The following is a 23,281-nucleotide window of genomic DNA, read 5'->3' on the forward strand; positions in this document are numbered from 1 at the left end:
TAAATATATCTTCCGGTTGAATTCAACCGGAAGATATTATCCTATATTATTTACAACATTTCTTCAATCAATCTTTTTGTCCTTACTGGATTTATTACTCCACAGTGACATTGTTTGGTTATTTCATTAACAGCTTTATCAATATTTAATTTATTATTTTTTACCTTCTGAGCTAAATCTTGAACTAAATTAAAAGATACCATTCCATGTCCACACATAGTAGATATTTGTAAAACTTCTTCCCGTGGTAATCTGTTAGTATTACCCCATATTCCTAATGAATTATTTACAGTGTGAAATTCTGTTCCACTTTCTTTACAAATTTTTTCAACACTATCAATTAATCCTGACACTACTATAGATAAACCTAAATCTTTATCCTTTAACTCTTTTAATACTTTAACAACTTCTTTCCTTTCATCAAAAACTGCATGAACTATAGAATTATCCTGAAATTCTTCTTCAATTTTTTTAACACCAACTGAATACATATTACCAGTTTTCATATCACCTAAATTTTTATAATTATATTGCTTTACCACTTTAAAAAAATCTGCAAACAAAGATGCTGTACCTTTTGCATTTACTTCTTGTGCAGATATAGCAAAAACTACATAATCATCTTCAAGACTTTCATATGGACCTCGGCGATGCAATGTATGAGTCATTAGTTAACCTCCTTGAAATCATATTTTGGTTTGCCCAATCCAACATTTATTTTCCCATTTGGATATACTTCGTATCCTTTTTCTTTAACTATATCTCTAGCTGGTATTTTATTATTTTCAACAACTTTTGATATTAAATCAATACTAAATACTGTTTCAATTTCTTTTTCTACATCTTTTAGATCTTCTAATAAATTTTCAAGCTGATCAAGAGGTAAAGTGAATTCAATAATTGCAGATAATGTCTTCTCATTTAAATACTTTTCTGTAATTGCTCCAGTATTTTTATCTTTCATTACTGTTGTTACCGGGTTACAATCTGCAAATTCAACATCATATTTTGCACAAGTTCTTGCTACTTTTTCAACTTCATAAAATCTTGTTCCTGTATTGGGACGACCCATCTCAATTCCTACTCCAGCATAACCAGGTTTAAATGTACCTGTTACATCATTAGTTTTCATTTCCTCTGTTCCTCGCCCTAAAACATTTGTGGACTTATGAGTTTTTAATGGATCACTAAAAGTATTTCTGAATTCCCTTAATTCATCTTCTAACGGATCCTGAATGAAAGCAGATGTTGGACAAACATTTGCATGATAACATATATTACATTCTACACATTCATCAATATCTATTTTAACTGCATCATCTACTTTTATAATTGCACCAACTGAACAATAAGGTATACATGTTTCACATTTTATGCATTTGTTTTGATCTATTTTCATTTTCTTTTTCCTCCTTAAAATTCTTTTAGCATTTTTATGTAATTTTCTTTGGTTTCTTCTTTTATATGATAAACATGACCTTCTTCAGGAAATTTCTCTTCTTTAACATCTTTAATATATTCCTTAAAAGCATTTATTTCTATTTCTGCTACATTTGCATACTTTTTAACAAACTTAGGTGTAAATGCCTGAAACATTCCCAGCATATCTCCACAGATTAGAAGCTGTCCATCACAGGGTAAACCTGCCCCGATTGAATATATTGGAATATCTAGTTTCTTTGTTAAAAATTCAGTTAATTCCGGTGGAATTGCTTCAACAAGAATTGAAAAAGCTCCAGCTTCTTGAATAGCAAGGGCATCTTTAATTAATTCTCGTCCACTTTCTGGGTTCAATCCCTGAGCTTTGAAGCCACCTAATTGACCGGAACTTTGTGGTGTTAATCCAATATGACCCATAACTAAAATTCCAGCATCAGTAATTGCCTTTATCTGATCAGCAACCCTTCTTCCTCCCTCTAGTTTTACGGCATCAACATCAGACTCCTTTAAAAACCTAACAGCGTTGTTCACCGCTTCAGTGGAAGAGCTTTGGTATGATCCAAATGGCATATCTCCTATAATAAAAGTTTTTTCAGCACCTCTTCTTACATCCTGACAGTGGGCTATACAGTCATCCATTGTTACAGGTACTGTACCTTTATAGCCTTTAACTACCATTCCCAGTGAATCTCCAACTAAGATCATATCCATACCTGCTTTTTCTGCAAATTGGGCTGTTGGAAAATCATAGGCTGTGATCCAGGCTACCTTTTCTCCTTTTTCTTTCATCTTCATTAAGTCAAGAACACTTTTCTTTTTACCCATTTTTATCACCTTTCCAAACAGTTTTTTATTTTATAACGCCATATTAAAAATATTAACAATATCAGCCTTATTTAATTCCATATATCCACCCACTGGAGCAATATTATCTGCCATCTCTTCAAACTTTTCTTTTCCAATATTAAAATATGATAAAGAAAGTGGTGCTCCTATTTCTTTAAACCATTTTCTTAAAAGTTTAATACCCTCTGTGGCAGTATACTTCTCTCCTAGTTTATTCACATCAAGTCCAAAAATCCTATTTCCGAATTGTACAAACTTAGATATATCATTTTTCATAACATAATCAAGCCAATTTGGAAGTAGAATGGATAAACCTGCACCATGTGGTATGTCATAATAAGCACTCAATTCATGTTCTAATTTGTGACAGGGATGAGTTGTTCTTTCATCTTCAACTCCCATTGCTAAAAGTCCATTTAAAGCCATCGTAGAACAAAGAAGAATATTTGCTCTTGAATCATAATCTTTAGGATTTTTTAGTACTTTTTTGCTCTCTTCCATTAAAGTTAAAATTATTCCTTCTGCCCATCTGTCTTGAAGTGGTACCTCCTTTACATGTGTAAAATACTGTTCCAATACGTGAGCTGTGATATCAATTATTCCATAAATTGTATGTTTTTGAGGAACACTAAAAGTTATTGTTGGGTCAAGTACAGAAAATTTAGGAAACAAAACATCACTATGTATTGAAAGCTTTCTGTTTTCAATTTTATTTGAAATTACAGCCCCGTTATTCATTTCAGAACCTGTAGCAGCAAGTGTTAATACAGTTGCTATGGGCAAAGCAGCAACAGGATCATTATTTTTATCAAACATTTCCCATGGATCACCATCATATTTTACTGCAGCAGCTACTGTTTTAGCAGTATCTATAGTGCTACCTCCTCCAACCGCAAGAACTATATCAATTTTTTTTTCTTTTGCAATCTTTGTACCTTTTCTAACAAGGTCTATTCTTGGATTAGGTTCTACCCCTTCTAAATTATAGATTTTAATATCATTTTTTTCTAAAATTTTAACGACTTTTTTATACAAACCAATTCTTTTCACACTTCCTTGCCCGGTGACTAATAAAACTTTTTTTCCATACTTTAAAATTTCGCTTCCTAAAACATTCAATTTATCACTGCCAAAAAAAATTTTTGTAGGATTATAAAATTTAAAATTTTTCATATAACCATCCTTTATCTATCAAAATATATATTCTTACCTGTTATAGAAATTGGAATACCTACAACAATTTCTCCATCAATAATCTTCTCTTTTTTTGCCACAGCTCCTATTCTATACATTATTCTGTTATCAACATTAAACAAAGCTGCTGTCTTCACTGCTGAACCTAATGCAATCCCTAAATCTATTAATCTCCAGGCACAAACAGGACCATCAAATTCTTCTCCTTTTCTCATTTCTAAATCATTACAATTATTATAACCACATGCTCCACAATTCAGGCCTAATGCTTTAGCTTCATTTAATGATATAATTAAAACAGCAGAACTTTTTTTTACATTTTCACCATCTCTATCAAAGTTTTTCTTTTTGTTTTCTTTTCCATATTTAATCATAGCATCAGCAAGTTTTTTTATTTCTTGTTCTTCTAATATTTTTGTTTTCAGATAGTTACTTCCACCTGCTTTAGGTGCTGTTATAGCAGAAATATTCATGAATTGTGCAACTGTTTGAGTTACTTGTTTCATCTTTTTCCTCCTCAACCTTCAGATTTGATATTTTTAGTAATCTGATAATCTTTAAAAGCACTATACATTGACCAAATGAATAATATGAGGCTTAAAATTAACAATGTAGCCGAAATTGGTCTAGTAAAAAATATTGTGAAACTTCCATATGACATACTTAAAGCTCTTCTCATACTGGGCTCTGCAATTCCTCCGAGAACAAGTCCCAAAATAATAGGAGCCAATGGATAATCTTGTTCTTCTAAGAAATATGCTATTATTCCAAATATTAACATAACCCAAATATCGAATACATTTGTTCTATTGGCATAAGCCCCTATAGTACACAGTAAAATAATTATACTAATTACTACTGTATAAGGGACTTTAAAAATTTGAGTGAACACTCTAACAAATCCTTTATTCAAAAGAAGTATAAAAACATTCACAATAAATAAACCAGCAAAAATAGTATAAACTAATTTAGGTTGTTGTTGGAAGAGCAATGGTCCTGGTTGCATTCCATGTAATATAAATGCTCCTAACATAACTGCTGTTGTAGCACTACCTGGTATTCCCAAAGATAATAGTGGTATCATTGCTCCTGCAGAAGCAGCATTATTTGCAACTTCTGGAGCAGCTACACCTTCTGGAACTCCTGTTCCAAAGTCTTTTCCATTTTTTGAAAATCTTTGGGCAAAACTATATCCAAATAAACTTGCAGTTGTTGCTCCAGCTCCAGGAAGAATTCCTATAAAAGTTCCCAAAAGAGAGTTTATACTCAATATTTTTTTAAATTTTACAAAAAAATGAAAAGGAGGTAATAAAGTTCCTGAGTATTGTGCTTCACTGTTCATTTCAGATAATTTTGCTCCTTTTCTAATTTGCCTTAACATTTCAGAAATTGCAAAAGTACCTAAAATAATTGGCACTAAATCAATACCACCTAAAAATTCAGATATTCCAAATGTAAATCTTGGCATCATTTTTACAGGATCTAAACCTACAGTGGCTAATAAAAGACCTATACACATAGTTATAAAAGCTTTTACTAAATTTTTGCTTCCAAGAGAAGACACTAAAGTAAGACCAAAAATTGCTAATGAAAAATACTCGGCTTCTGAAAAATTTAAAGCCCATTTTGCAAGCTGTGGAGCTAAAAAAGTTAATATAATTGTTCCTACAATTCCACCAGTTGCTGATGCAAACACGGCAGTTGATATTGCTTCGTTCATCCTACCTTTTTGAGTCATTTTATATCCATCTAAAGAAGTTACAACTGCTTCAGGAGCTCCTGGAGTTCTAAACATAATTGCACTAATAGATCCAGCATAAACAGCCGCTGAATAAACTGCAGTTAGTATCAAAAAAGCTTTTACAGGCCCAATCCCATATGTTATTGGCACAAGAAGTACAACAGTCATTACACCACTCATGCCTGGAACTGCTCCACTAACTAAACCAAGCACTACTGAACTTATAATTAATATTAAGTTTACTGGAGAAAGTGCTGTTCCAAATCCCATCAATAAATTATTTATCATAGGTAATCCCCCTAACAAATTTATTAATCAATAAAAAATATAGCTAACTTTTCTAAATATACTTTGTCCTCTGGGCAATAATAGATTAAGATAATTTGGAAATATATATGCCAATAAAACAACTATAACAATAGCAATAACAGGAGCTAATATTTTTTTTCTATATCCTAAATTCCAGAACATTGAAACTAATAACAGGGGGGTTAACAATATAAATCCTAAAGTTCTTAAAAACATAGAATAAATAGATAATATAATTAAACTTATAAAAAATTTTTTACTGTTATTTTTTATTTCTTCAATATCTTTTTCTTCTTTATATGCCTCAGTTTCTTCCATTATTTTATCTCTTTTTTTAAATAAAGAACCAAGATTAATTAAACTTAACACTAGCATAAAACTAATTATTATTCTTGGCCAAAAAGCTGGTCCTACTCCTTTAGATTGATTTACATCAAACGTATTGACATAAAAAAGCAAAAATATTGAAATAAAAAATATAATTAAAGCTATAATAATTTCCTTTTTGAAAGTTCTCATTAACAACCCTCTCTTTTCATTCTAGGCACTAGTTTTAAAACTAGTGCCTAGGTAATAACATTTACTTAATATAAATATACTAGTCAAGCAAATGCTTGAGATTTTTCATAGTTTCAACATCTTTCTTGAAAAATTCTTCGAATTCTTCTGTACTCATATATCCATTTCTTAAATCTAAAAAGTTCTTACTTTCGAATTCTTTATAATGATCACTACTCATAGCTTTTTTATACATATCATGAATCTTTTTAACTATATGGTCTGGAGTACCCGCTTTAACAAAGATACCACGCCAAATTCCTAATGTTGCATCCCAACCTTTTTCAACAGAAGTTGGAACATCTGGATAACCTGCAACTCTCTCTCCATCTTTCAAAAATACCAATGGTCTTACTTCCCCAGCATCTAATAAACCTTTTATTTCCTGCATCTCAGCCTGAAATGCATGTAAGTTTCCTGCCAAGCCATCTTTTTGTTCACTACCGGCAGAATCATAATTCACAGTGGTAATGTCAATTCCTGCTGCTTCTGCAAAATTTTCAATAAATAATTGTGTTATAGAACCAACAGTACCGATTTTCACTTCACCTGGATTATCTTTAGCATAGTTTACTAATTCATCTATTGTTTTAAATTGACCATCTTTTCTTGTAACAATTATTGAAACATCTGATTGAGCTCTCATCACAGGTTGCCAATCTTCAACATCATATTCAACAGTGCCCATTGCTATATTTAAAGAAAGAGAAGATGGAGCAAATAAAATTGTATATCCATCAGCAGGTTGGTTTTGAACATAAGCAGATGCCAAAGCACCATTAGCTCCAGGTTTATTGCTTATAACTAAAGGAACATCAATATAATCTTTTGCAGGAGTAGAAAGTGAACGAGCAGCATTATCAGTACCTCCACCTGCACCATAACCTACTATAACATTAATTGTTCTCTCAGGATATTCAGCCAAAACTGCACTCGAAAAAAGACTCATAATTAAAAACCCAAGAACAAAAATAGTTGTTAATTTTTTCATAAAAATCCCCTTTCGCTAAATTAATAGCTAATAATTTAATGTCAAACCAACTGAACTAAAATAATTTTATATCACCTCCCAATTTAAATTTAATTAATTCTCAGACACAATTCTCTCAATTATCTTAGCTGCTCTTTCTGGATTAAAAACTCCACAATGACAATTAGGTGCAATCTTTTTTGCTGCTTGTTCTGGAGTCATTGTTCCTTTTTTAACATTACTGATTACTAATTGGGTCAAATTAGAAGAAATCATACCATGTCCACACATAGTAGTTATTTCTAATATTTCTTCATCTGGAAGAAGATTAGTATTCCCCCATATGCCAAGAGAATGTTCTATAGTATGTCTTTCAATACCAACTTTTTTAGCTATTTCATCAACTGCATCTAATACACCAGTAGCAATAACAGACATACCCAAATCTGCTTCTTTTACTTCTTCCATTGCCTTTTCCATAGTTTCTTCGTCAGTAAAAACTGCATGAACTACCGAACTCTCAGTAATATTTTCTCTTATTCCCTTCTCTCCAACACCATATTTATTTCCAGTTCCACAATCACCAAAGTTAACGGGATCATATTTTATAACAATATCAAAAAACTTTGTTAATTTGGGTATACTCCCTTTTTCATTAAAACCCTGAGCTGGAATTGCAAATAATACAAAATCATTTATTAAACTTTCATAGGGACCACGGCGATGTAATGTATGAGTCATTATTTTCCCTCCTTAGCTTTTGGTCTACCTAAACCAAGATTTGTTTTCCCATTTATAGAAGGGTCAAATCCTAAATCTCTAGCAATTTCTGCAGCAGGCAAAGTATTATCATTCTCTAATTTCCCTGCTAAATCAAGACTAAATACTGTTTCTAATTCTTTAGAAACTTCTTTAATTGCATTTAAAGCTTCTGGTACTCTTTCCCTATCGATATCAAATTCAACAATAGCTGATAAAACTCTTTCATTTAAATACTTTTCTTGAATTTCTCCAGTTTCTTCATTCTTCATTAAAGGTTTTAATGGATTACATGGTTCTAATTTATTAATACCAATCGATGCTAATTTTTTAGTAACTTTTTCTACATCATAAAATCTTGTTGCAATTCCTGGACGGCCCAATTCAACTGCTATACCTACATGCCCTTTTTTAAATCTACCTGTCACTTCATTCGTTTTCATTTCTTCAGTTCCTCTTCCTAATACGGCAGTCGATTCATGAGGCACAAGTGGATTGGAAAATGCTTTTCTTAATTTTCTTAATTCATCCATTTCTCCTTCATAAAATGCATCTACCGGACAGCCAGCATGTTTCTCACAAATTCCACACTCAACACATTCATCTTCTACTATGTAACAAGTTTCTTCTCCTTCTTTTATAGCTTCTACTGGACAATACGGTATACACTGATTACATAATATACATTTACTTTCATCAATTTTCATTAATAAATTTCCTCCTTTTTAAACTTTAATTTTTGACTTATTTCATATTATGGTATAATCTTTTGATCCCCCCTATTATCAATCCCCTTATTATTAAAAATAGCTATTATTTTAATACCAGCTGTAACTAAAAACATAAAAACTTTTATCACGATCTCTTAATTTATTATTCTTTAACAAATTTTTGTTTCCTAGATAAGAAAATAAAGAAAATAAAGTAAATTGTGTAATATCATATTATTAAAAATATTATGTCTTTTTATATTATAAGTTATATTAAGCTTTTTTTGTGTTGTAAATGTAAATAATATGTATTAAAGTTGAAAAAGGCCCCAGTACTGGGGCCTTGATTTATAATCTGTTTCATTACATATTAATATTTAAATCTTATTTAAATCTATTGATCATAGAATTTGTTCATAAAATTATTCTGCAGTTACATTATTATTATCGGCAGTCATAAAAAAAGATAACCAGATTCAGAAGTACTGTGACTTCATCAGCTGGCTTTAGATAACATATGCTCTTTATATTGATATTATTTAACTTAATTTAAATTTTTTCAAATATTTTCGTCATTATTTGACAGATTATTTTTTTCAATTAAAAACTTTAATTTCTCCGCAAATCTTAAATCATCTGCTTCAGATCTTTTTTTATGGGAATTATGGCGTCCTGTTTTACGCCTCCATTTAAAGTTCTGATGCCTCTGCATTAAAAGATAATCTATATTATTATCAGAAAAAATTTTACCGGAAAAACTTATTACCTGGGCACCTTTTCCCAGAACAACTGCTGCCAGACCATAATCACCGGTAACTACAATATCATTTTCCCGACAGAAATTAAATATTTCCATATCGGCAGACTGATATTTCTGATCAACTACAAATATCTTGCCATAATCAACCGTAAGATGGTGATTTAAATCAGTAAAAATATCAAGCTCAATTCCATATTCCTCGGCAATATTTTCTACTATTCCAACAACAGGACATCCATCACCATCTACTAAAATTCTCATTTTCAATCTTTGTACCTATCAAGAATTTTATCCAGCTGACCGGTTTTTCTAAATAAATGCTGTAAAATTTGTCTTACAGCACCATTACCACCATTATAATCAGAGATATAATCTGCTATTTCTTTTACAGCTTCTGCTGCATCAGCCGGACAGCCGGCAAAAGCTGCTTTTTTCATGACTTTAAAATCATTTAAATCATCACCCAAATAAGCTATATTTTCGAAAGTTATTTCTTTGTCCTGCATTATTTCCTGCAGTTTACCTTCTTTATCCTTTATATCCTGATAAAGTTCTTTTATTCCAAGTTCTGCCGCCCTTCTTTCAACTATCTTTGATTTCCGTCCAGTTATAATTATTATATCAATTCCAGTTCTTAGAGCTCCAGCAACCATAAGACCGTCCTTTACATTAAAAGTTTTCATCTCATTATCAAAGTTATCCAGATAAACCTTTCCATCTGTCAGTGTTCCATCTACATCAAGAAAAATAGTATTTATTTTTTCCATTATACCAGCTCCATCTTAAAATATTTCTGCCTCAGCTTCTCTTTGTACCGCCAGGTGGTACTCTTTCTGTTATCCATAAATAACAGCACCTCATCTTATAAATTTAATCAATTATTGAGATTCATTATCAGTTATTATATATCTTTTAACATTTACTGTAAAGTAAAAACTCCACCATTATGGTGAAGTTTTTAAATTAAAAATATTTAGATAGTAAAGATATATCAACCTATTTTATACAGGCTGAATAATGACCCGATTCCTTTTCTTCAAGCTCCACCTCTGTTCTAAGGCATTTCTCATCGGCCAGAGGACAGCGGGAACTGAAACTGCACCCTTCCGGCAGATTAATCATACTGGGGATTTCTCCTTCAAGCTTTATTTTAATATCTTCTTGTTCTGGATCTGGCTCAGGAATAGCAGACAGCAGTGCCTCTGTATAAGGATGGAGTGGATTACTAAATATCTGGTCAACTGTTCCCAGCTCAATTATTTTCCCCATATACATTACCGCTATCCTGTCAGCTATATATTCAATAACTCCTAGATCATGTGTTATAAAAAGCATAGTAAGGTCAAGTTTTTTCTGAAGATCCTGAAGCAGGTTTAATATCTGGGCCTGAACAGAAACATCGAGTGCAGAGGTCGGTTCATCAAGGAGCAAAAAATCCGGATTTAAAGCTATTGCTCTCGCAATACCGATGCGCTGTTTCTGGCCACCGCTAAATTCATGTGGATAACGGTAAAGATGTTCTTTTTTTAAACCTACAATATCCAGCAGCTCCAGTATTCTCTGCTTTAAAATTTTATTTTCTATATCAATATCATGAATTCTAAAAGGTTCTTCAAGAAGTTTTTTTATTGTTCTTCTGGGACTTAGAGAAGAATGTGGATCCTGAAAAACAATGGCCATATTTTTACGGAGTTCTTTTATCTCATTTTTGGAAAATTTATTTATATTTTTATCTGCAAATATTATTTCTCCACCATCCGGTTCAAGCAGAAGCATCAGAGTTCTGGCCAGAGTAGATTTTCCACAGCCCGATTCTCCCACAACTCCAAAAGTTTCTCCTTTTTTTATGAAAAAACTCAGATCATTAACTGCTTTAATAACTGTTCTTTCTTTGTTAATTAATCCTTTTTCTTTTACAAAATATTTTTTTAAATTTTTTACTTCAATTAATTTATCCATTAAAAATCCTCCAGTTAAAATTGCAGATGACATTTCACATAGTGATTTTCATCTATGTATTTTCTCGGCGGTATAGTAGAACTGCATACATCCATTTTATATTCACAGCGTGGATGAAATCTGCAGCCAGATGGTGGTGTTATCAGATTGGGAACTTTTCCTTTAATAATTTTAAGTTTTTCTCCCCTGCTCTCCCTGCGAGGTATTGCTTTAAGCAGCCCCTCGGTGTAAGGATGAGATGGGTTCTTAAATAATTTTTTAACAGGAGCATATTCAACAATATTACCAGCATACATAACAGCCACCCTGTCACATACACGTGCCACAACACCAAGATCATGTGTTATCAGCAGCATCGAAGACGACATCTCATCTCTAAGATTTTTAATCAATTTAAGAATTTGTGCCTGTATAGTAACATCTAGTGCTGTTGTTGGTTCATCAGCAATAAGCAGCTGTGGATGACAGGAAAGTGCAGTAGCTATCATTACTCTCTGCTGCATACCTCCACTTAATTCATGCGGATATTTTCCCATAATGTGTTCCGGATCAGGAAGACCTACTTTTTTAAACATTTCCAGCGCTATTTTTTTCGCCATTCTGCTGCTTTTCCTCTGGTGCTTTTTTATAACCTGTTTTATCTGGGTACCAACATCAAACACGGGATTGAGAGAATTCATAGGATCCTGAAAAATCATAGATATCTGATTACCTCTAATATCCTGCATTTCTTTTTCTGTTTTTTTGATCAGATTTTCTCCATTAAAATTAATTTCTCCGGAGAGAATTTTACCCGGTGGATCAGGAATAAGTTTCATAATAGAAAGAGCAGTCACAGATTTACCGCTCCCGGTTTCTCCCACAAGACCCAGTGTTTCCCCCTTATTTACTACAAAAGAAACATCTTCAAGTGCTTTCACTTCCCCTTCATAAGTGAAAAAAGATGTCTTCAAATTTTTAACTTCAAGTAAAATCTCATTTTCATCCAAATTATTTTCCTTTTCCATTTTACTACCTCCTGAGCCTGGGATCAAGCACATCCCTCAGACCGTCACCTAAAATATTAAACCCTACCACCACAAATAGTATGGCAAGTCCTGGAAATGCAGCAACCCACCATTCAGAAACAATATATTGGCGGCCATCACTGACCATAGCTCCCCATTCTGGGAGTGGAGGCTGAGCACCAAACCCTATAAAGCTCAGTCCTGCTGCTGCAAGTATAACTGTACCCAAATCCATAGTTGCCCTAACTATTATAGGGGAAAGGCAGTTTGGTAAAATATGAATAAATAATATGCGGATATCACTGCCCCCCATAGAGCGAATTGCCTCAATAAACTGAGAGTTTTTAATCGATAAAACCTGGCTCCTCACCAATCGTGCATAAACCGGCCAGCGCACAAGTGCAATTGCAATAATAGTATTTCTTAAATTGGGTCCTAATGCTGCTGCAATTGCCATCGCTAAAATAAGTGGTGGAAAAGATAAGAACATATCGGCTATTCTCATCAGTATATTATCACCTGCACCACCAATATAACCACTTACAGCTCCGACAATAATACCTATGGCTGCTCCAATTGAGACAACTATAATTCCTATCAGCACAGAAATCCTGCTGCCATATATAATTCTGCTCAAAATATCTCTTCCCATATCATCGGTTCCCAGAGGATGCTGAAAGCTGGGAGCTTCAAGTCTGGCCGACATTTCCTGATAATAAGGATCATGTGGAGCCAGAAAGGGAGCAAAAACAGCTATCAATAGAAAACAGGCTATTATAAATGCTCCAATCATAGAAAGTGGACTTTTTGAAATTAAATGTAATGTATATTTAAATTCTTTAATTTTAGATTCATGTTTTTTTAACCAGCTATCTATAAGTGTATCTGTTGTTTCCATGTCTGCTGCCTCCTTATTTAATTAATTTATCTCATCATATTTAATTCTTGGATCAAAAAATCCATATAATAAATCTACAAAAAGATTTGCAAGTGAATATACCAGTGCTATTAAAAGAGTAACACCCATTACAGCTGGAAAATCAAGAAAAAGCATGGATTCGACAACATAACGTCCGATACCAGGCCAGGAAAAGATTGTTTCTGTCAGCACAGCACCAGACAAAAGACTGCCATAAGACAGTCCAATAATAGTTAATGTAGGTATAAAAGCATTTTTAAATGCAAGCTTAAATATAATCAATTTTTCTGACAATCCAAAAGAATATGAACTTCTAATATAATCCTGATTCATAACTTCCAGCATACTGGAACGCATCATTCTTGCAATCTGTGCTGTAGAAAGATATCCAAGACAAAAAGCTGGAAGAATTATGTGTTGCAAACTGCTCCAGAATGCATCAAAATTTCCGGTTATTAAGCTGTCTACAAGATAGAGACCTGTAATATCTCTGGGCGGCATAATAAACATTGCAATTCTGCCTGAACTCGGTAAAAAGTGAAGATGATTATAAAATAAGGCCATAAGTAAAAGTCCAAGCCAGAAAACAGGCATAGAAACACCCAGCAGTGAAAAAATTCTCGCTCCCTGATCAAGCCAGCTGTCTTTTTTTACAGCAGATAATATTCCCAGGGGAATTCCTAAAATAATGGATAGAATAATAGCAAAAGTGGATAATTCAAAAGTGGCAGGAAAAAAATTTTTTAAATCTGCAGTCACATCCCTCTTGGTTCTTATAGATTCACCAAGATCAAAATTAATAAGTCCTTTCATATATATAAAATACTGTTCATGAATTGGTTTATTTAAACCCAGATCCTCTCTCATCTTTTCTATCTGCTCATCTGTTCCCCGTCCACCGAGCATTGTAAGCACAGGATCTCCAGGCACAACATGAGAAAGGGTAAATGTTATTATTGAAATTCCAATCAGCATCAAAACTGTATAAAACAGCCTTTTAAGTAAAAAAACTTTCACCAAAATACCTCCTTGACGACAATTAAATTCGCTGCCCTCAAAAAGAGAGCAGCGATACAGTTTTACTTATAAGCACTGGTGAAATCAAAGATTCTTACTGGATTGTACTCATAACCTTTAACTTCATTTCGCAGTACTACAATATTCTGAGGCTGATAAAGCATTGCCCATGGTCCTTCTTCAGCCAGCATTCTATCAATTTTATGATATAACTCTTTTCTTTTTTCTGGATCATTAATTTCTGCAGCTTCTTCTATTAAATCATCAAGCTCTTTACTGCTGTATGCTACCCTCTGAGTAAGTGAACCTTCACTGTGTCCAAAAGGATGAATAAAGTTATGTGGATCAGGATAATCAGAACCCCATCCGCTCAGCATAAGTTCAAGCTGCTGATTTCTGAACAATTCATAAAAAGCAGCCGCATTTAACTGTCTAACTTCTGCATTAATTCCTACTGCAGACAGATCATTTTGAACACTACTTATTACCTGCTTCCACATTGTTGAAGAAATACCGGTCAATTCAATATCAAACCCATCCGGATATCCGGCTTCAGCCAGCAGCTGTTTTGCTTTTTCCGGATTATATTCATATACCCCCATATCTTCCTGATAACCAAGCAGTGGTTTTACTATAGCCCCTTCTAATTTATTACCTGCACCTCTAACAAGGTGTTCAATCATTGCATTATAGTCAATAGCATGTTTTATAGCCTGACGTACTTTGAGATTATTTAGAGGTTCTTTGCTTACATTCATCCCCAGATAATAGGCTCTTAAATCAACACCTTTTATAACATTTAAATCTTCATTAGCCTCAAGATCAGCAAGCTGGTCTGGTGTGAGTTTATACGCCATATCTATATCTCCATTTTCCAGCATCATTTTCTGTGTAACGCTTTCAGAAACGTTTTTTATTATAACCTGACGGAAATTAGGCTTTTCACCCCAGTAATTTTCATTTCTCTCCAGCACAATGGAATCTCCCCTGTTCCAGGTGACAAGTTTGTATGGTCCTGAAGCAGCCTCTCCGGACTGACCGTTTAACCATCCTTCCCCCCAGTCACCATCTTCTTCATGTGCCATGACAACTTCTGGATCTACTATTCCTGCACATGTATTACTCAGAACACTTGCAAAATATGAGGCAGGAAATTTCAGCCCTATTTCCAGTGTATACTCATCAACAACAGTTATGCTCTCAGGGGACATAACTTCATTTAACATCCAGGAAGGGCCCTTACCCATTTCCATAGATCTCTGCAGAGAAAACTGAACGGCTTCTGCATTAATTGGGTTTCCACTTGCAAACTCTGCATCTTCTCTGAGTTTAATAGTCCACTTTAATCCATCTTCAGAAATCTGATATGATTCTGCCAGATGTGGAACAACCTCTCCTTCATCAATTACAAAAAGATTATCATACACATTTTGTATTGTATTACAGGAAGTAAACTCATAGGCAACCGCAGGATCTAAAGAGGCAGCATCAAAATTATCAGCAACTACAAGAACATCATCAGGTATAGCTGCAGCACCAACAAAAGCCGTATTAAAAACAAAAACAGACATTAAGAGTAGTAAAATTAATATTTTTTTCATTTATTTTAAGCCTCCTATTTATTATTCTACTACACACTCCAACCGAATAAAAGGAAATTCACCTCCAACTTTATATTTTTGAAAATTTTCAAGTCAAAATTGCTTCCAGCAAAAACTGCAGGTAAAAATAAAATGTCCTTCGGACTTCTTTATTACAGTAAGGTTAAATTTTGTTGATGTCGGAAATTATGAATCTATAAATTTTATCCACAATAAATCAACTGGTATAATTTCTTAGATATTAAAAAACCCGGTGGATTGCCACCGAGTTTGATTTTCCAGTAGAAATCACCTGCATTTTATTAAGAGAGGTAGCACATCACCAACTGAATAAATATGGTGACAGTACTGCATATCTTATATACAGTCCCAGCACTCTGTTTCGGACAAAACAGAAAGCTTCGGCAGATCCACCTTTCATTTTAGACCACTGTCCAGTGTTATGCCCAAAATTACTGATCAGTCTCTGCACCTCTACCCCATCTTATTAAGATGAGGCAACCTCTTATATTCTCTTTTAGTTAATTAAATTATAACTGAGATAATTTTTTTTGTCAAATTGACTTACACTAGGAGTTTCCCCAAAATTTATTTTCAAGCTGCTCTAATTTTTGAATTAAATCGTAAACTCTGTTATAATATTTCTAATATTCTTTATTTTAACACCACTGCCGAAAATACTGTCTGAACGGTATTCTCTTTATTTTTTAAAAATCATTTGCGGAATTTCTGTATTTATTTAAATATAATTATTCAAAAAGAGATTCAAACTCCTGATAACCTTCTTCAGCCAGGTTTTCTGCTGGGATAAATCTTAGAGCTGCTGAATTAATACAGTAGCGCAAACCTGTTGGCTCAGGGCCATCCGAAAATACGTGACCTAAATGAGAATCTGCACCTTTACTTCTGACCTCAATTCTAGTCATCCAGAGTGAGTTATCTTCAACTTCAACAATATTTTCCTCGACCAGCGGTTTAGTAAAGCTCGGCCATCCGGATCCGGATTTAAATTTATCTGTTGAAGAAAAAAGAGGTTCTCCTGAAACAACATCTACGTAAATACCAGGCTTTTTATTATCCCAGTATTTATTATTGAATGCAGGTTCTGTAGCATTAAGCTGAGTTACCTTATACTGCAGGTCTGTCAGCCTTGCTCTCAATTCCTGGTCACTTTCTTCTTCATTAATTACTACACTGTCAGCATCTTCAGTCTTACAGAAAGTCACACATTCTGCCGAGTCAATATTATTTTTTTCTAATAGCCTTTCCTGCAGCTCGGTAGTCAAACCAAGCTCACCTATATTTTTAATAATATTATCCCGCTCTCCATTACCGGTAATATAGCCGCTCACTTTTGTTACCGCTGGAGAATTTATAAACTCCTGTATTATCATCTGATTCAAATAATCCATCTAATCTACCTCCTGTATATAAAATAATATATATCCTACCTTGCTACTTATATAATAGTATTAATTACTGTTAAATAATAGTAAGTAGATTACTCAGGATTAAATTTGATTTTAGCTTAAAAAATAGATATGATTAAAACAATGTTCATAATTTAACTAAAATAAATACATAATAAGGAAGTTGATTAAATATGACTAAAGAAAAAAATAAAAAACCAACTACAAAAACGGCAGTTACTGCACTATTGACAGTTATTGCAGTGATTTTAATTTCAATTCGTACAGCTCTTGTTTTACAGTCAGCTTTAGTTTTAGGAGCAATGACCGCCGCTTTATTTGCCCTTTATCTCGGTTTAAGCTGGAAAGAAATTGAAAGTGGAATGATTAGCGGTATTAAAAATGCTCTGGGGGCTTCAATAATTTTAATTATCATCGGCATGGTAATTGGAAGCTGGGTTTTATCAGGAACAATCCAGACAATGGTCTATTATGGATTGGAGATTTTGAGTCCGAGTTTCTTTTTACCGGCCGCCTTTCTGCTCTCAGCTCTTACCTCTATTTTAATCGGAAGTTCTTTTGGAACAATTGCCACCATGGGGATTGTCCTGCTTGGAGTTGCTGAGGGACTGGGAGTTCCTAAAGCAATTACTGTAGGAGCAATAGTCTCTGGTGCTATGCTGGGTGATAAAATTTCTCCCATGTCGGATTCAACAAACTTAACTGCCGCCATGAGCAGTACAGATTTATTTGAACATATTAAATCAATGCTTTACATATCAGTTCCGGCAGCTTTTATAAGTTTAATCCTCTACTCTATTATTGGATCTTCCTATCTTGATGTTGGAGCTAACTTAAGTCAAATTTCAATGATTATGGAAAATTTAAGCAGCAATTTTAATATTTCTTTGTGGACTTTAATTCCACCAGCTTTAATGCTTCTGCTTTCACTCTTTAAAATGCCTGCTATTGCCTCACTTTCGATCAGCTTTATCACAGCTTCCATTTTTGCATTTTTAACTCAGGGGGCTTCTTTTGCTGAAATTTTAAATGCAGCTGCCAGCGGCTATCAGGCAGATACCGGGATGGAACTTTTGGACAGCCTCTTAACTCAGGGGGGAATAAATAATATGATGAGTACAGTTGCTATCATTATGGCGGGTACTGCGATGGGAGGTATTTTAGAAAAAGCAAGAATTTTAGAAGTGATACTGGAATCAATGCTAAAAATAGTTAAAAAACCGAGGGATTTAATTTTAATTTCTCTAACTTCAGCTTATGTAATGCTCTTAGCAACTGGAGAAATGTTTGTTTCAATTGTAATTCCAGGACGTACTTTGGCTCCTGCTTATCAGGAAATGAATATCAATACCAATGTGCTTTCCCGCTCCTTAGAAACTGCTTCCACACTGGGCTGCTCAATTTTGCCATGGGGTGTTGTTTCAGTCTATATCCAGAATGTAATGGACATCGGCTTCAGCTATATTCCTTATACATTTTTGGCCTTTCTGGCGCCGATGATTGCTGTGCTCTATGCAGTGAGCGGTACTTTTATCTTTAAAAGCAGAAAATAATAAATAGAAAGCTGGTGGAAAAATGATATGTTCTCCGCCAGCTTTTTTTAGTCATATTTTTATATTTTAATGAAAATTATTGAAACACAACTTTCTCTTCTAATTCAGTTTTTTTACACTCATATACTTCAATAATTAAGATTCTTCAATCATCTCTTCTGTTTTCTGATAGTGAGAACCCTTCCAGTAAATTATGCTGCAAAAAAAGGAAGATACAGGAATATTGAAATTTTAATCCCTCTCTGCATTATTTTTTAATGCTTCTTTAAGGGTATGCCAGGAAAGTACAGCACATTTTACTCTTGCCGGCATATTAGCTATATTTTTTAAAGCTGCTGCATCTTTTAATTTTTTGAGATCAGATGGATTATCTATTTCTTTTTTAATCATATTAAGAAATATTTCCACCAGTTCAAGTGCTTCTTCTATCTTTTTACCTTTAATAAGATCTATCATAATTGAAGTTGATGCCTGAGAGATGGCACAGCCGCTCCCTTTAAAAGCAGCATCCTCTATCATGTCATCATCCAGCTTAAGTTCCAGTGTGATATCATCACCACAGTTTGGATTATGACCATGTTCTTCAATATCTGCATCATCCATTTCTCTCTTATTGGGGCTGTTCTTACTGTGTTCCATTATCAACTCTGTATAAACTGAATTAAGATCCATAGTCAAACATCTCCCTCACTTTTTTGATACTATTTATAAACACATCAATGTCTTCCCTATCATTATAAAGGTAAAAACTGATCCTTGCTGAGGAATTAATATCAAGATATTTCATCAGAGGTTGAGCACAGTGGTGTCCTGATCTCAGAGCCACTCCTTCACTATCTACAATTGTAGCCAGATCATGTGAATGAACACCTTTAATATTAAATGATATAATCCCACCCCGCATCACTGTGTTTTGAGGACCATATATCTCAATGTAAGGAAGTTCTTTCATTTTTTTTAGAGCATAATCAGTTAAATCCCTTTCATATTCTGCAATATTATTCAGACCAATACTGCTTAGATAATCAACTGCAGCAGATAAACCCACCACCCCTTCTACATTTTGCGTCCCGGCTTCTAACCTTTCTGGAAGAGGTGCAAAGGTAGTCTGCTGTTCTTCCACATATTCTATCATTCCACCACCCAGTATAAATGGAGGCATTTCAGTTAATATCTCTTTTTTTCCATAAAGAACACCAATTCCCATAGGAGCCAGCATCTTATGACCGGAAAAAGCATAGAAATCTACATCAAGATCCTGCACATCCACTTCCATATGGGGAACTGCCTGAGCTCCATCAGCCAGCACATAAATGCCATTTTGATGAGCTATTTCGGCAATTTTTTTAACTGGATTTATAACACCGGTAACATTTGACATATGTGTAATAGAAATCAACCTTGTAGAATCAGTAATTTTATTTTTTAGCTCTTCCAGTGATATTCTTCCTTCATTATCAACATATAGGTATTTTAATTTCAGATTTTTTTTCCTGGCCAGCCTCTGCCAGGGAATAATATTGCTGTGGTGTTCAGCAATTGAAAGAATAATCTCATCTCCCTCCTGTAGAAACTTTTCTCCAAATGAATTTGCAATAAGATTTATCGATTCAGTAGTATTTCGTGTAAATACTATTTCCTTTAAAGAATCAGCATTTATAAACTCTCTAACTTTTTCTCTGCCATCTTCATACTGTTCTGTAGCTTTAACACTTAAAAAATGAGCTCCCCTGTGTGGATTTGCATTATAATTTTTATTGTAGTAATCAACTTCATCCAGTACCGCCAGTGGTTTTTGAGTTGTGGCGGCATTATCTAAATAGTGAAGTTTTTTCCCATTTACATCTTTTTTCAGAATGGGGAAATCATTTATAATTTTTTCCACTTCAAATTTTTCAGATTTCAAGTCTGTGTTTAACTTCATTTATAACACTTCCTTTAAGATCATTTAAAGGTATCTTTTCGAAGATCGGATTAAATGCTGCCTCTATTATCAGCTTCTTAGCTTGCTTCTCATCCATTCCTCTGCTCATGAGATAAAACAATCGGTCTTCATCAAGCTGACCAGCACTAACAGCATGTTCTCCCTCAACATTATCCTCTTCAGTAAATAAAGCGGGAATAGAATCAGATTTAACTGTCGGATCCAGCATCAAAATCTCTTCTCTTTCAGAACCATCTGCAAGAGAGGCACCCTTTTTAAAATATAAGTCTCCCCTAAATACCTTTTCTGATCTATCTTTTAGTACTCCCTTTGTCTCTATCTGACTACTGCTGTGTCTTCCAGAATGATTCATCCTGTATGACAGATCCATCTTCCTATCACCATCACCAAAATAAATGGAACTTATGCTGGCAGAACTTCCATCAGCAAGAAGATTGTTTTCACTGCTTGTAATAGTACTTTTTGCACCTATTTCAATCGGAATAAAATTCAATTTACCATTGTTTTCTACAGCAGAAATATTGGTATCAAAATTGGTAGATTTATCATTCAATCTCTGTACCTTAATTATATTTAAAACAGCACCTTCTTTAACAACAATCCTCGTCAGTCCATTATGAAATGCTTCTGTATTTTTATCAATTAAGCGGTAATCAAAAACGACAGTTAGATTGGAATTTTCTTCAGCTACAATTAAATTATTGTCAATTAAAAAGCTGTTTTTTTCATCAAATTCGTAGATAGCTTCAACAGGTATTGAAAATTTTTCTCCAGCAGGAGCTTTTATAAAAAGCCCGGCATTATAAAGAGATTCAGCCAGAAGAGTATATTTTTTGTCTATTCCGGAATTTAATTCTGAATCTGAAAAAAAATTAAGATATTCAATAATTTCTTCTTCATTATTGAGGCTGTCTGTCAGCTTTTTTACGATAATACTGCTGTCAATAGTGTTGTGTTTTAAATAATTTTTATTATAGGGCTGGTATTCTGGTATTTTATTATCTGTCAGCTTTATTCTTTTAAATTCAGGTATCTCTACCTCCTGATAATCTTCAAATTTTTCCCGCCTTATTCTGCTCAGCAGCTCTGACTGTCCTGTTGTTAAATTATCAATAAATTTTTTCTCTAATTTCTTTTCCATATCTATCACCTATCCTATTGTTCCTTCTAATTCAAGGTTAATTAAGTTGTTAAGTTCAACGGCATATTCTAAAGGCAGTTCTTTAGCAATCGGTTCAACAAATCCCCGCACAATCATTGCTTTAGCCTCTTCTTCACTTATTCCTCTGCTCATCAGATAAAATATCGATTCTTCACTTATCCTGCCCACCTTAGCCTCATGTCCAATGTCTATATCATCAGTATTGAGATCCATTATCGGCAGTGTATCAGAGTGTGATTTATTATCAAGCATAAGAGATTCACAGGAAACAGCTGCTTTTGAATGGTGGGCTTTTTCCGTAACTTTAAGCAGCCCTCTGTAGTAGGCATGACCCCCATCTTTGGCAATAGAACGTGAATTAACATTTGAAGTTGTATTTGGTGCAGCATGTATCACCTGTGCACCGGTATCTAAATACTGACCTTCTGCTGCAAATGTTATACCTGTAAATTCAGCTCTGGCTCTTTCTCCTTTAAGTATACTCATTGGATAAAGCATAGAAACTTTTGAACCAAATGAACCGGATACCCACTCAATAACTCCATCTTTTTCTACAACTGCTCTTTTGGTATTCAAATTGTACATATTCCTGGACCAGTTTTCTATAGTGCTGTACCTTAATTTTGCACCTTCCCCTACAAATAGTTCCACCGCACCTGCATGCAGGTTATTTACCGAATATTTTGGAGCAGAACATCCCTCAATGAAATGTGCCTCTGCACCTTCTTCGAGAATAATAAGTGTATGCTCAAATTGGCCGGCACCTGGAGCATTCAGCCTAAAATATGACTGTAGAGGAATCTCCACATTTACCCCGGCCGGGACATATACAAATGATCCTCCAGACCATACAGCACCATGCAGTGCAGAAAATTTGTGATCACCAGGAGTGATCAGCTTCATAAAATGTTCTTTAACAATATCTTCGTGTTTTTTTACAGCATTTTCCATATCCATGTAAATTACACCCTGATCTGTAAGCTCTTTCTTTAAATTATGGTAGACAACTTCTGAATCATACTGAGCTCCAACACCGGCCAGAGATTTTTTTTCTGCCTCCGGTATTCCCAGAGAATCAAAAGTATTTTTAATATCTTCAGGTACCTGATCCCAGTCACTCTGGAGATCAGCCTCAGGACGAATATAGGTTATTATATTATCAATATCAAGATCAGAAATATCTGCTCCCCATTCAGGTATTTTTTTATCCTTATATATCTCTAGAGATTTTAATCTAAAATCAGTCATCCATTCTGGTTCATTTTTTTCACGAGAAATTTCTTTTATTACTTCAGGTGTTAAACCTTTCTGTGATTTAAACTTGTAGTTTACTTTATCTTTTTTATCAAAAATCTCTCTATTAACATCTTCTACATGAGTTTTTTTGCTCATTCTAAAACC

General features: G+C 33.9%; 22 protein-coding genes, 1 pseudogene and 1 riboswitch. Of the genes and pseudogenes, 1 reads left to right on the forward strand and 22 read right to left on the reverse strand.

What is annotated here, in order from left to right; genetic code table 11:
- Positions 1–50: 50 nt before the first annotated feature.
- The 18 genes and pseudogenes from DFR78_RS05350 to msrB all read right to left on the reverse strand — a co-directional run.
- On the reverse strand, positions 51–668 hold the full coding sequence (locus DFR78_RS05350) for a hypothetical protein (RefSeq protein WP_114457809.1): 618 nt from the start codon (positions 666–668) through the stop codon (positions 51–53).
- On the reverse strand, positions 668–1,399 hold the full coding sequence (locus DFR78_RS05355) for a 4Fe-4S binding protein (protein WP_114457810.1): 732 nt from the start codon (positions 1,397–1,399) through the stop codon (positions 668–670). Before DFR78_RS05355 ends, DFR78_RS05350 begins: the two co-directional genes overlap by 1 nt.
- Before the next feature lie 14 nt (positions 1,400–1,413).
- Entirely contained in the window at positions 1,414–2,265 is an 852-nt protein-coding gene (panB, locus tag DFR78_RS05360; protein ID WP_114457811.1) for a 3-methyl-2-oxobutanoate hydroxymethyltransferase, read from the reverse strand.
- Positions 2,266–2,295: 30 nt separating this feature from the next.
- Entirely contained in the window at positions 2,296–3,459 is a 1,164-nt protein-coding gene (locus DFR78_RS05365) for an iron-containing alcohol dehydrogenase (protein ID WP_114457812.1), read from the reverse strand.
- A gap of 11 nt (positions 3,460–3,470) precedes the next feature.
- Entirely contained in the window at positions 3,471–3,986 is a 516-nt protein-coding gene (locus DFR78_RS05370) for a ferredoxin domain-containing protein (protein ID WP_114457813.1), read from the reverse strand.
- A gap of 11 nt (positions 3,987–3,997) precedes the next feature.
- Positions 3,998–5,509, reverse strand: a complete 1,512-nt coding sequence (locus DFR78_RS05375; protein WP_114457814.1) for a tripartite tricarboxylate transporter permease — start codon at positions 5,507–5,509, stop codon at positions 3,998–4,000.
- A gap of 27 nt (positions 5,510–5,536) precedes the next feature.
- Positions 5,537–6,049: a tripartite tricarboxylate transporter TctB family protein gene (locus tag DFR78_RS05380; RefSeq protein WP_114457815.1), complete on the reverse strand. Its 513-nt coding sequence runs from the start codon at positions 6,047–6,049 to the stop codon at positions 5,537–5,539.
- A gap of 79 nt (positions 6,050–6,128) precedes the next feature.
- The gene (locus DFR78_RS05385) at positions 6,129–7,079 is read right to left on the reverse strand and encodes a tripartite tricarboxylate transporter substrate binding protein (protein WP_114457816.1); all 951 of its coding nucleotides are present in this window, start codon (positions 7,077–7,079) and stop codon (positions 6,129–6,131) included.
- Between the two features lie 93 nt (positions 7,080–7,172).
- Complete coding sequence (locus DFR78_RS05390) at positions 7,173–7,799, reverse strand: hypothetical protein (protein WP_114457817.1); 627 nt, start codon at positions 7,797–7,799, stop codon at positions 7,173–7,175.
- On the reverse strand, positions 7,799–8,524 hold the full coding sequence (locus tag DFR78_RS05395) for a 4Fe-4S binding protein (RefSeq protein ID WP_114457818.1): 726 nt from the start codon (positions 8,522–8,524) through the stop codon (positions 7,799–7,801). Before DFR78_RS05395 ends, DFR78_RS05390 begins: the two co-directional genes overlap by 1 nt.
- Positions 8,525–9,086: 562 nt before the next feature.
- Positions 9,087–9,548 carry a DUF188 domain-containing protein gene (locus DFR78_RS05400; protein ID WP_114457819.1) on the reverse strand — a complete coding sequence of 154 codons (462 nt, stop codon included), beginning with the start codon at positions 9,546–9,548 and terminating at the stop codon, positions 9,087–9,089.
- Between the two features lie 2 nt (positions 9,549–9,550).
- On the reverse strand, positions 9,551–10,054 hold the full coding sequence (locus DFR78_RS05405) for an HAD family hydrolase (RefSeq protein ID WP_114457820.1): 504 nt from the start codon (positions 10,052–10,054) through the stop codon (positions 9,551–9,553).
- A gap of 229 nt (positions 10,055–10,283) precedes the next feature.
- Positions 10,284–11,246: an ABC transporter ATP-binding protein gene (locus DFR78_RS11990; protein ID WP_233486988.1), complete on the reverse strand. Its 963-nt coding sequence runs from the start codon at positions 11,244–11,246 to the stop codon at positions 10,284–10,286.
- 14 nt (positions 11,247–11,260) lie between these two features.
- On the reverse strand, positions 11,261–12,253 hold the full coding sequence (locus DFR78_RS11995) for an ABC transporter ATP-binding protein (protein ID WP_199505559.1): 993 nt from the start codon (positions 12,251–12,253) through the stop codon (positions 11,261–11,263).
- 4 nt (positions 12,254–12,257) lie between these two features.
- Positions 12,258–13,151: a nickel transporter permease gene (gene nikC, locus DFR78_RS05415; RefSeq protein WP_114457821.1), complete on the reverse strand. Its 894-nt coding sequence runs from the start codon at positions 13,149–13,151 to the stop codon at positions 12,258–12,260.
- A gap of 21 nt (positions 13,152–13,172) precedes the next feature.
- Positions 13,173–14,189 (reverse strand): ABC transporter permease, encoded by a 1,017-nt coding sequence (locus tag DFR78_RS05420; RefSeq protein ID WP_199505560.1) that lies wholly within the window; start codon positions 14,187–14,189, stop codon positions 13,173–13,175.
- A gap of 62 nt (positions 14,190–14,251) precedes the next feature.
- The gene (locus DFR78_RS05425; protein ID WP_114457822.1) at positions 14,252–15,790 is read right to left on the reverse strand and encodes an ABC transporter substrate-binding protein; all 1,539 of its coding nucleotides are present in this window, start codon (positions 15,788–15,790) and stop codon (positions 14,252–14,254) included.
- A gap of 304 nt (positions 15,791–16,094) precedes the next feature.
- A riboswitch (Lysine riboswitch) is annotated at positions 16,095–16,275 on the reverse strand.
- 264 nt (positions 16,276–16,539) lie between these two features.
- Positions 16,540–16,953, reverse strand: a pseudogene (msrB, locus tag DFR78_RS12385) (peptide-methionine (R)-S-oxide reductase MsrB); the annotation flags it as partial.
- Positions 16,954–17,393: 440 nt separating this feature from the next.
- On the opposite strand from msrB, the gene nhaC reads away from it, so the two are divergent.
- Positions 17,394–18,773 carry a Na+/H+ antiporter NhaC gene (nhaC, locus tag DFR78_RS05435; protein WP_114457823.1) on the forward strand — a complete coding sequence of 460 codons (1,380 nt, stop codon included), beginning with the start codon at positions 17,394–17,396 and terminating at the stop codon, positions 18,771–18,773.
- A gap of 231 nt (positions 18,774–19,004) precedes the next feature.
- On the opposite strand, the gene sufU is transcribed toward nhaC, so the two are convergent.
- Genes sufU through sufB form a run of 4 tightly spaced genes read right to left on the reverse strand, consistent with a single transcriptional unit; the run spans position 19,005 to position 23,272 of the window.
- Positions 19,005–19,445 carry a Fe-S cluster assembly sulfur transfer protein SufU gene (sufU, locus tag DFR78_RS05440; RefSeq protein ID WP_114457824.1) on the reverse strand — a complete coding sequence of 147 codons (441 nt, stop codon included), beginning with the start codon at positions 19,443–19,445 and terminating at the stop codon, positions 19,005–19,007.
- Complete coding sequence (locus DFR78_RS05445) at positions 19,435–20,697, reverse strand: cysteine desulfurase (RefSeq protein ID WP_114457825.1); 1,263 nt, start codon at positions 20,695–20,697, stop codon at positions 19,435–19,437. Before DFR78_RS05445 ends, sufU begins: the two co-directional genes overlap by 11 nt.
- The gene (gene sufD / locus DFR78_RS05450; RefSeq protein WP_114457826.1) at positions 20,669–21,859 is read right to left on the reverse strand and encodes a Fe-S cluster assembly protein SufD; all 1,191 of its coding nucleotides are present in this window, start codon (positions 21,857–21,859) and stop codon (positions 20,669–20,671) included. Before sufD ends, DFR78_RS05445 begins: the two co-directional genes overlap by 29 nt.
- A 9-nt stretch (positions 21,860–21,868) precedes the next feature.
- Complete coding sequence (gene sufB, locus DFR78_RS05455; RefSeq protein WP_114457827.1) at positions 21,869–23,272, reverse strand: Fe-S cluster assembly protein SufB; 1,404 nt, start codon at positions 23,270–23,272, stop codon at positions 21,869–21,871.
- Between the last annotated feature and the right edge of the window lie 9 nt (positions 23,273–23,281).

It is taken from the genome of Halanaerobium sp. MA284_MarDTE_T2 (assembly GCF_003337245.1).
Classification (GTDB): domain Bacteria; phylum Bacillota; class Halanaerobiia; order Halanaerobiales; family Halanaerobiaceae; genus QPJE01.

What these genes read in the sequence shown, in the direction of transcription:
- DFR78_RS05350 (WP_114457809.1), bottom strand. Translation starts at nt 668, where the DNA reads ATGACTCATACATTGCATCGCCGAGGTCCATATGAAAGTCTTGAAGAT.
- DFR78_RS05355 (WP_114457810.1), bottom strand. Translation starts at nt 1,399, where the DNA reads ATGAAAATAGATCAAAACAAATGCATAAAATGTGAAACATGTATACCT.
- panB (WP_114457811.1), bottom strand. Translation starts at nt 2,265, where the DNA reads ATGGGTAAAAAGAAAAGTGTTCTTGACTTAATGAAGATGAAAGAAAAA.
- DFR78_RS05365 (WP_114457812.1), bottom strand. Translation starts at nt 3,459, where the DNA reads ATGAAAAATTTTAAATTTTATAATCCTACAAAAATTTTTTTTGGCAGT.
- DFR78_RS05370 (WP_114457813.1), bottom strand. Translation starts at nt 3,986, where the DNA reads ATGAAACAAGTAACTCAAACAGTTGCACAATTCATGAATATTTCTGCT.
- DFR78_RS05375 (WP_114457814.1), bottom strand. Translation starts at nt 5,509, where the DNA reads ATGATAAATAATTTATTGATGGGATTTGGAACAGCACTTTCTCCAGTA.
- DFR78_RS05380 (WP_114457815.1), bottom strand. Translation starts at nt 6,049, where the DNA reads ATGAGAACTTTCAAAAAGGAAATTATTATAGCTTTAATTATATTTTTT.
- DFR78_RS05385 (WP_114457816.1), bottom strand. Translation starts at nt 7,079, where the DNA reads ATGAAAAAATTAACAACTATTTTTGTTCTTGGGTTTTTAATTATGAGT.
- DFR78_RS05390 (WP_114457817.1), bottom strand. Translation starts at nt 7,799, where the DNA reads ATGACTCATACATTACATCGCCGTGGTCCCTATGAAAGTTTAATAAAT.
- DFR78_RS05395 (WP_114457818.1), bottom strand. Translation starts at nt 8,524, where the DNA reads ATGAAAATTGATGAAAGTAAATGTATATTATGTAATCAGTGTATACCG.
- DFR78_RS05400 (WP_114457819.1), bottom strand. Translation starts at nt 9,548, where the DNA reads ATGAGAATTTTAGTAGATGGTGATGGATGTCCTGTTGTTGGAATAGTA.
- DFR78_RS05405 (WP_114457820.1), bottom strand. Translation starts at nt 10,054, where the DNA reads ATGGAAAAAATAAATACTATTTTTCTTGATGTAGATGGAACACTGACA.
- DFR78_RS11990 (WP_233486988.1), bottom strand. Translation starts at nt 11,246, where the DNA reads ATGGATAAATTAATTGAAGTAAAAAATTTAAAAAAATATTTTGTAAAA.
- DFR78_RS11995 (WP_199505559.1), bottom strand. Translation starts at nt 12,253, where the DNA reads ATGGAAAAGGAAAATAATTTGGATGAAAATGAGATTTTACTTGAAGTT.
- nikC (WP_114457821.1), bottom strand. Translation starts at nt 13,151, where the DNA reads ATGGAAACAACAGATACACTTATAGATAGCTGGTTAAAAAAACATGAA.
- DFR78_RS05425 (WP_114457822.1), bottom strand. Translation starts at nt 15,790, where the DNA reads ATGAAAAAAATATTAATTTTACTACTCTTAATGTCTGTTTTTGTTTTT.
- nhaC (WP_114457823.1), top strand. Translation starts at nt 17,394, where the DNA reads ATGACTAAAGAAAAAAATAAAAAACCAACTACAAAAACGGCAGTTACT.
- sufU (WP_114457824.1), bottom strand. Translation starts at nt 19,445, where the DNA reads ATGGATCTTAATTCAGTTTATACAGAGTTGATAATGGAACACAGTAAG.
- DFR78_RS05445 (WP_114457825.1), bottom strand. Translation starts at nt 20,697, where the DNA reads ATGAAGTTAAACACAGACTTGAAATCTGAAAAATTTGAAGTGGAAAAA.
- sufD (WP_114457826.1), bottom strand. Translation starts at nt 21,859, where the DNA reads ATGGAAAAGAAATTAGAGAAAAAATTTATTGATAATTTAACAACAGGA.
- sufB (WP_114457827.1), bottom strand. Translation starts at nt 23,272, where the DNA reads ATGAGCAAAAAAACTCATGTAGAAGATGTTAATAGAGAGATTTTTGAT.